Annotated in this window: 2 protein-coding genes; both read left to right on the plus strand. The window is 61.1% G+C overall.

Translation table 11 applies throughout. The features are described from left to right. On the plus strand, window positions 1-403 hold a 403-nt coding region (locus AC1DRJ_RS25715; protein WP_477804633.1), incomplete at its 5' end, for a TolC family protein. Between the two features lie 223 nt (window positions 404-626). Further along, the coding region (locus AC1DRJ_RS25720; RefSeq protein WP_477804634.1) for an FUSC family protein at window positions 627-1,988 on the plus strand (1,362 nt) is incomplete at its 3' end.

The following is a 1,988-nucleotide window of genomic DNA, read 5'->3' on the forward strand; positions in this document are numbered from 1 at the left end:
TTTGCGCTCCGAGTTGGGCGAAGCGTCGGCAGGCTATGACTTTGCCGTGGCCAAGTACAACCAGACGCTGGTCAATGCGCTGAAAAGCATCTCCGACCAGTTGATCCGCCGCGAGTCCATGGACAAACAGCAAACCTTCGCCGCCGAATCCGTGGCTACTGCGCAGAAGACTTACGACATCGCGATGATCGCGTATCAGCGTGGGCTCACTGACTACCTCAATGTGCTTAACGCGCAGACGTTGTTGTTCAAGCAGCAGCAGGTTCAGCAGCAGGTGCAGGCGGCGCGGCTCAGTGCTCATGCCGAATTGGTGACGGCGCTCGGCGGTGGGCTCGGAGCAGGCAACGATGTGCCGAAAGACAGCCAGACGGCTGCGCCGAAAACCCCGGCCCTTTTGAATTGACCCCGATGTATCAGACATACCCACATTTGTGGCGAGGGGGCTTGCCCCCGTGGGGTCGCGAAGCGACCCCAAAACCTCACATCTCACTTTTTCAGGCACACCGCATCCATCGGTATGGCGACTGCTGCGCAGTCGAACGGGGGCAAGCCCCCTCGCCACAGGCAAGCCCCCCTCACCACAGGTCTCCGGTTGATCCGGGCATTTCTTCAATGAGCAGGATTCAATGACTCCCTTGCCCGCACCTTTGCGCTGGCTGTATTCCCTTGAATGGCGCCGGGGCTTCTTCGACTGGGCACGCAGCGACGGCGTGACCTGGGTTTACATCTTCAAGGTGTTGTTCGCCGCATTCCTGACCTTGTGGCTGGCGATGCGTCTGGAATTGCCGCAACCGCGCACGGCGATGATTACTGTGTTCATCGTCATGCAGCCGCAAAGCGGCCAGGTATTCGCCAAGAGTTTTTACCGCTTTCTCGGCACGCTGACCGGCTCGGCGGTGATGGTCGCGCTGATTGCCTTGTTCGCGCAAAACACCGAACTGTTCCTCGGCTCGCTGGCGATCTGGGTGGGCATCTGCTCGGCCGGCGCGGCGCGGTATCGCAACTTTCGTGCCTATGGTTTTGTGCTGGCCGGCTACACCGCCGCGATGGTCGGTTTGCCGGCGTTGGCGCACCCGGACGGGGCGTTCATGRCGGCGGTTTGGCGCGTGCTGGAAATCTCCCTCGGCATTCTTTGCTCGACGCTGGTCAGCGCGGCGATCCTGCCGCAAACCGCCAGCGCCGCGATGCGCAACGCCTTGTACCAACGCTTCGGTGTGTTCGCGTTGTTTGTCACCGATGGCTTGCGCGGTCGCAGCAAACGGGATGCTTTCGAAGCCAGTAACGTCCGCTTCATCGCCGAAGCAGTCGGGCTGGAAGGGCTGCGCAGTGTCACCGTGTTTGAAGACCCGCACATGCGTCGGCGCAACGGTCGGCTCAATCGTTTGAACAGCGAGTTCATGGGCATCACCACGCGATTCAACGCCTTGCATCAGTTGCTCGAACGCTTGCGCAGCAGCGGGGCGGATCACGTGGTCGCGGCGATCAAACCGGGCTTGCAGGACTTGGCGCAAGTGCTCGACGGCTTCAGTGGTCGGGCGCTGACCCATGCGGACGCAGCGCGATTGGTGGTCGAGTTGAGCGCTTACAAAGAAGGTTTGCCGGCGCGGGTTCGAAGCCTGCGAACGATCTTTCAAGAGAGCCATCCCAGCGACGCCGAGCAACTCGATTTCCACACCGCCTACGAGTTGCTCTATCGCTTCGTCGACGACTTGCACAGTTATGCACAGACCCACGCGTCCTTGGCCGATCACAGCCATGCGCGCGAACAATGGGACGAGCTGTTCACCCCGCAAACAAACTGGATGGCTTCGGCGGCGTCGGGGATTCGCGCGGCGTTCATCCTGGTAGTGCTCGGCAGCTATTGGGTGGCGACAGCGTGGCCGAGCGGGGCGACGATGACGTTGATTGCCGCCGCCACCGTCGGTCTTTCAGCCGCAACGCCAAACCCAAAACGCATGGCGTTTCAGATGGCCTGCGGGACATTCCTT

The organism is Pseudomonas sp. P5_B2 (assembly GCF_056400445.1).